This is a genomic window from Bradyrhizobium jicamae, assembly GCF_018130215.1.
GTDB classification, from domain to species: domain Bacteria; phylum Pseudomonadota; class Alphaproteobacteria; order Rhizobiales; family Xanthobacteraceae; genus Bradyrhizobium; species Bradyrhizobium jicamae_A.
The window spans coordinates 661,360-667,359 of record NZ_JAFCKQ010000001.1; the positions used below are offsets into that span (position 1 = coordinate 661,360).

At 65.7% G+C, this 6,000-nt stretch carries 4 protein-coding genes; all 4 read left to right on the forward strand.

The window, feature by feature from the left end; all coding sequences use genetic code 11:
• Nucleotides 1–82 precede the first annotated feature (82 nt).
• The 4 genes from pheS (at nt 83) to JQ586_RS03050 (ending at nt 5,559) form a co-directional block, all read left to right on the forward strand.
• Nucleotides 83–1,165 (forward strand): phenylalanine--tRNA ligase subunit alpha, encoded by a 1,083-nt coding sequence (pheS, locus tag JQ586_RS03035; RefSeq protein ID WP_212392973.1) that lies wholly within the window; start codon nt 83–85, stop codon nt 1,163–1,165.
• Nucleotides 1,166–1,288: 123 nt separating this feature from the next.
• A complete protein-coding gene (gene pheT, locus JQ586_RS03040) occupies nt 1,289–3,697 on the forward strand; it encodes a phenylalanine--tRNA ligase subunit beta (protein ID WP_212392974.1) in 2,409 nt (802 codons plus the stop codon).
• 103 nt (nt 3,698–3,800) lie between these two features.
• Nucleotides 3,801–4,577: a sulfite exporter TauE/SafE family protein gene (locus JQ586_RS03045; RefSeq protein WP_212392975.1), complete on the forward strand. Its 777-nt coding sequence runs from the start codon at nt 3,801–3,803 to the stop codon at nt 4,575–4,577.
• A 37-nt stretch (nt 4,578–4,614) separates the two neighbouring features.
• The gene (locus tag JQ586_RS03050) at nt 4,615–5,559 is read left to right on the forward strand and encodes an MBL fold metallo-hydrolase (RefSeq protein ID WP_212392976.1); all 945 of its coding nucleotides are present in this window, start codon (nt 4,615–4,617) and stop codon (nt 5,557–5,559) included.
• Nucleotides 5,560–6,000: the final 441 nt, after the last annotated feature.

Consider the following 6,000-nt stretch of genomic DNA (forward strand, 5'->3'; position numbering starts at 1 on the left):
GCCCGAAATAACCGGCTTTTTGCTTGACGTTGCGGCCTTCGGGCGGCGACAACCCTGCGGCCTTTTAAAGCAAGGAATGACCGTGTCTGACCTCGCAACACTCGAAAAATCCATCCTCGACCAGATCGCCGCCGCCGGCGACGAGCCCGCCCTCGAGGCGGTGCGCGTCGCTTCGCTCGGCAAGAAGGGCTCGATCTCGGCCCTGCTCGCCACCCTCGGCAAGATGTCGCCGGAGGAGCGCAAGACCGAAGGCGCGAAGATCAACCTCGCCAAGGATGCCGTGACGCAGGCGCTGTCCGGGCGGCGCGACGTGCTGAAACAGGCCGCCCTCGATGCGCGGCTCGCCTCCGAGACCATCGACGTCACGCTGCCGCTGCGCGAGAGCCCGGCCGAGGCCGGCCGCATCCATCCGCTGAGCCAGGTCTGGGACGAACTCACGACGATCTTCGCCGACATGGGATTTGCGGTCGCCGAGGGTCCCGATATCGAGACCGACGACTACAACTTCACCAAGCTGAACTTCCCCGAGGGCCATCCCGCGCGGGAGATGCACGACACCTTCTTCTTCAATCCGAAAGAAGACGGCTCGCGCATGCTGCTGCGGACCCACACCTCGCCGGTGCAGGTGCGCACCATGCTGACCCAGAAGCCGCCGATCCGCGTCATCTGCCCCGGCCGCACCTACCGCATCGATTCGGACGCGACCCACACGCCGCAATTCCACCAGGTCGAGGGCCTCGTCATCGACAAGCACTCGCATCTCGGCCACCTGAAATGGATCCTGCACGAGTTCTGCAAGGCGTTCTTCGAGGTCGACCACATCAACATGCGGTTCCGGCCGTCGTTCTTCCCGTTCACCGAGCCGTCGCTCGAGGTCGACATCCAGTGCCGCCGCGACAAGGGCGAGATCCGCTTCGGCGAGGGCGAGGACTGGCTGGAGATTCTCGGCTGCGGCATGGTCCACCCGAACGTGCTGCGCGCCTGCGGCATCGATCCCGACGTCTACCAGGGCTTTGCCTGGGGCATGGGCATCGACCGCATCGCGATGCTGAAATACGGCATCGCCGACCTGCGTCAGCTGTTCGAAAGCGACGTGCGCTGGCTCAACCATTACGGCTTCAAGCCGCTCGAGATCCCGACGATTGCGGGAGGGTTGAGCTCGTGAGCTCCGTGCTTGGAAGCACGTTCACGGGAACGCTCTCCGTCCCCTCCCCCCTTGCGGGGGAGGGAGCCCGACCGCCGGCGCAAGTGGCGCAATGACCACCAACAAGAACCGAGGCATACGGCCGTGAAGTTCACCCTCTCCTGGCTGAAGGAACATCTCGAGACCGACGAGTCGCTCGACAAGCTCGCCGACAGGCTCACCATGATCGGGCTCGAGGTCGAGAGCATCGAGGACAAGGCGAAGCAGCTTGCGCCGTTTACGATCGCGCGGGTGATCTCGGCCGAGCAGCATCCGAATGCGGATCGGTTGCGCGTCTGCATGGTCGACACCGGCGACGGCGGGGCGCCGGTGCAGGTGGTGTGCGGGGCGCCGAATGCGCGGACCGGGCTGATCAGCGTGTTCTCTCCGCCCGGCACCTACATCCCGGGCAAGGACATCACGCTCGGCGTCGGCACCATCCGGGGCGTCGAGAGCCGCGGCATGCTGTGCTCGGCGGCCGAGTTGCAGATCTCCGAGGATCACGACGGCATCATGGAGCTGCCGGCCGATGCGCCGATCGGCAAGGGCTATGCCGAATGGGCTGCGCTCGGCGATCCCGTGATCGAGATCAACCTGACGCCGAACCGGCAGGATTGCACCGGCGTGCACGGCATCGCGCGCGATCTCTCCGCCGCCGACATGGGCAAATTCAGGGATCCCGCGATCAAGCCGATCAAGGGTGAATTCCCCTGCCCGGTGCAGGTGACGGTGGAAGACGCGACGCTCTGCCCGGGCTTCGCGCTGCGCCTGGTGCGCGGGGTGAAGAACGGTCCTTCGCCGGAATGGTTGCAGAAGCGGCTGACCTCGATCGGCCTGCGGCCGATCAACGCGCTGGTCGACATCACCAACTTCATGACCTACGACCGCGCCCGCCCGCTGCACGTGTTCGACGCCAGGAAGGTGACGGGCAATCTCACCGTCCGCCGCGCGAAAGATGGCGAGAGCCTGCTTGCGCTCGACGGCCGCACCTACACGCTCGACGGCAGTGTCTGCGTGATCGCGGACGAGCACGGCGTCGAATCGCTCGCCGGCATCATGGGCGGCGAGGCCTCGGGCTGCGATGAGAATACCACCGACGTGCTGATCGAATCGGCGCTGTGGAACGAGATCAACATTGCCCAGAGCGGCCGCAAGCTCGGCATCAATTCGGACGCGCGCTACCGCTTCGAGCGCGGCGTCGATCCGGCCTTCATGGTGCCCGGGCTCGAGCTCGCGACCAGGATGGTGCTCGATCTCTGCGGCGGCGTGCCGTCCGAGAACGTCGTTGTCGGCAAGCGCTTCGGCGAAGACCGCGTGATCGATTTCCCGCTCGCGGAAGTCAAGCGGCTCGCCGGCATCGAGGTGCCGCTGGTCGAAGCCAGGCTGATCCTGACCCGGCTGGGCTTCATGCTGGCCGGCAACGGCCCGGTGGTGAAAATCGCGATCCCGTCCTGGCGCACCGATGTGGAGGGCAAGGCCGACATCGTCGAGGAGATCGTGCGCATCGTCGGCGTCGACAAGGTGCCGATGACGCCGTTCGAGCGCGGTGAGGAGCCGCGCAAGCCGGTGCTGACGCCGATGCAGCAGCGCACGCGCCGCACCAAGCGCGCGCTGGCCGCGCGCGGCATGGTGGAAGCCGTGACCTATTCGTTCATCACGAGGTCCGCGGCCGAACTGTTCGGCGGCGGGCAGGCGGAGCTGGTGCTCGCCAACCCGATCGCAGCCGACCTCTCCGACATGCGGCCGAGCCTGTTGCCTGGCCTCGTCGCCGCCGCACAGGCCAACATCAACCGCGGCTATCCCGATGTCGCGCTGTTCGAGGTCGGCCAGGTGTTCCGCGGCGACAGGCCGCAGGATCAGCTGGTGTCCGCCGCGGGCGTTCGCCATGGCTATGCCTCGTCGAAGGGAGCAGGCCGTCACTGGACCGGCTCGGCGAGCGCGGATGCGTTCGACGCCAAGGCCGACGCCTTCGCCGTGCTGGCCGCCGCCGGCGCGCCGATGCAGGCGTTGCAGATCGTCTCCGGCGGTCCCGCCTGGCTGCATCCGGGCCGTTCCGGCACCATACAGATCGGCCCGCAGAACGTGCTGGGCAGCTTCGGCGAGTTGCATCCGCGTGCGCTCGAAAAGCTCGGCGCCGATGGCCCGATGATCGCCTTCGAAGTCATCCTGGAGCGCATCCCGGAAGGCAAGCAGCGGGCGACCCGCGCCAGGCCGCTGATCGATCTCTCCGCGTTCCAGCCGGTGTCGCGCGACTTCGCCTTCATCGTCGACCGCGGCGTCAAGGCGGGCGATATCGTGCGCGCCGCACAGAGTGTCGACAGGAAGCTGATCGCGGCTGTGACGGTGTTCGACCTCTACGAGGGCAAGGGCATCGATCCCGGCAAGAAGTCGATCGCGATCGCGGTGACGATCCAGCCTCGCGAGAAGACGATGACCGATCAGGAGATCGACGCGATCGCGGACAAGATCGTCGCCGAGGTGACGAAGAAGACCGGCGGCACGTTGCGGGGGTGATGTCGCAGGGCACGCTGCCGGTCTCCCTCTCCCGCAAGCGGGGGAGGGAATGGGCGGACCGGGCGCTCCGCGCGCGATGGATCACCCACCTGCGGGCTTTCGCATGACCTCCCTCAGCCTCATCCCGTCAGGCGTCTCAACCAACGTCGCGCTCGCGATCTGCGCGATCGCCTTCGTCTCCGGCACCGCGCGCGGCTTTTCCGGCTTCGGCTCGGCGCTGATCTTCATGCCGCTGGCGAGCAGCGTTGCGGCCCCGCGGCTGGTCGCTGCGTTGCTGCTGGTGATCGATTTCGTCGCCGCGACGCCGCTGCTGCCGAACGCCTGGACACATGCCGATCGCAAGGCAACCGCCGTCATGGTCGCCGGTGCCCTGGTCGGCGTTCCCATCGGCACCTATTTCCTCACCGTGCTCGATCCCGTCACGACGCGCTGGATCATCTCCTGCTTCGTCGCTGCACTCCTCGTGCTGTTGCTGTCGGGCTGGCGTTACCACGGCAACGAGCATGCTGCGCTGTCGGTCAGTGTCGGCGGTCTGTCCGGCTTCTGCAGCGGGCTGGCGCAGACCGGAGGCCCGCCGATCGTCGCCTACTGGCTGGGGCGCCCGATCGCGTCCGTGGTCTCGCGCGCCAACATCGTGCTGTTCTTCGGCGCCTCCGATTTCTTCTCGCTGGTCAGCTACTGGTTCACCGGGCTGATCACGATCGAGTCGATCAGGTTCGCGCTGGTCATCGGTCCGGTCTATGGCATCGGCGTCTGGTTCGGCGCATCGCTGTTCGGCAAGGCGAGCGAGAGCGTGTTCCGCGCGATCTGCTATGCCCTGATCGCGGCTGCCGTCGTCGTCGGCCTGCCCGCGCTTGATGGCGTTCTGCGCGGCGGTTAGGGTCATCACAATCCAAGAAGCCGCAGGGGATGGATTCATGATCGACCGCCGCAACGCCCTGAAACTCGCCCTTGGAAGCGCCGCAACATTCGCCGCTCCCGCGATACTCGCGCAGACCCCGAAGCCGCGCACCCGCATCGTGTTCCTCGGCACCAAGGGCGGTCCGCGCGTCAGCATCGGCGCGTCGAACCCCGCCAACCTCGTGGTCGTCAACGACACGCCGATCGTGATCGATTGCGGCATGGGCGTCAGCCGCCAACTGGTCAAAGCCGGCGTGCCGATTCCTTCGGTCAAGTACATCTTCATCAGCCACCACCATTCCGATCACAATCTCGAATATGGCAATCTGTTCTACAACGCCTGGGCGGCCGGCCTGTCGACGCCGATCCACTCCTTCGGCCCCAAGGGCATCGAGGCGATGACCAGGGACTACTGGGAGCTGAACAAGTTCGACGTCGAGACAAGGATCGAGGACGAGGGCCGGCCCGACCCGAGAAAACTCCTGATCGCGAAGGACATCACCGAGGACGGCGTGGTGCTGAAGACGCCCGACGTCACCGTCACGGCGTTCCGCACGCCGCATCCGCCGATCGTAGATAACTTTGCCTACAAATTCGAAGCGCCTGATGGCGTGATCGTGTTCTCCAGCGACACCGCCTACAACCCGAAGCTCGCCGAGTTCGCGCACGGTGCCGATGTGCTGGTGCACGAATGCTTGTATCTCCCCGCCGTCGATCGCCTCGTGGCCAAGACGAAGAACGGCGCGACGTTGAGGAAGCATCTGCTCGCCAGTCACACCTCCACCGAAGACGTCGGCCGCATCGCGGCCGCCGCAGGCGTCAAGACGCTGGTGCTGAGTCACTTCGTCCCCGGTGACGATCCCGCTGTCACCGACGATGACTGGACGCGGGACGTGAAGACGCATTTTTCGGGCCGGATCGTGGTCGCAAAGGATCTGATGGAGCTGCAGCTGCCGGTGTAAGGCGGGCTGATTCTCTCATTTCGCGCAGTCCGCAGGGTGAGAGCCCTTGTTGGGTCCTTCTTCAGGCTTTCCTCCTGCGGGGAGGGAACCCGCCGGTGCCTTCCTCACGCGCCAATCATTGATTTGCCCGACGGCGCAAGCCCCCACCACAAAAATAATTCGGTTTATCGTAATGCCAAATCAGTGTATAGATTTTCCGTCTCATCCGATCGAGGGGCGCTCGCGATCGTCACGAACGTTGCGGTGGGATGCGGTGGACGCCGCATGCGTGACTGACGAGAGCGCATGAGCGGACGGCGAAATCGTGCAGGCCTGACGCCCTGGTGGCAGGTGTCTCATCGGAGGAGGCCAACGCCCCTTCCGTATGACGGTGACAAAAGAGCCCAGTCTCGCCGGGGAGAGCACGTATAAGCCGTAACCCATCGCGCAGGGAAAGCCGGG

Excerpts from the sequence above, each read along its gene's own strand:
- JQ586_RS03050 (WP_212392976.1), top strand. The coding sequence starts at position 4,615 with ATGATCGACCGCCGCAACGCCCTGAAACTCGCCCTTGGAAGCGCCGCA.
- JQ586_RS03045 (WP_212392975.1), top strand. The coding sequence starts at position 3,801 with ATGACCTCCCTCAGCCTCATCCCGTCAGGCGTCTCAACCAACGTCGCG.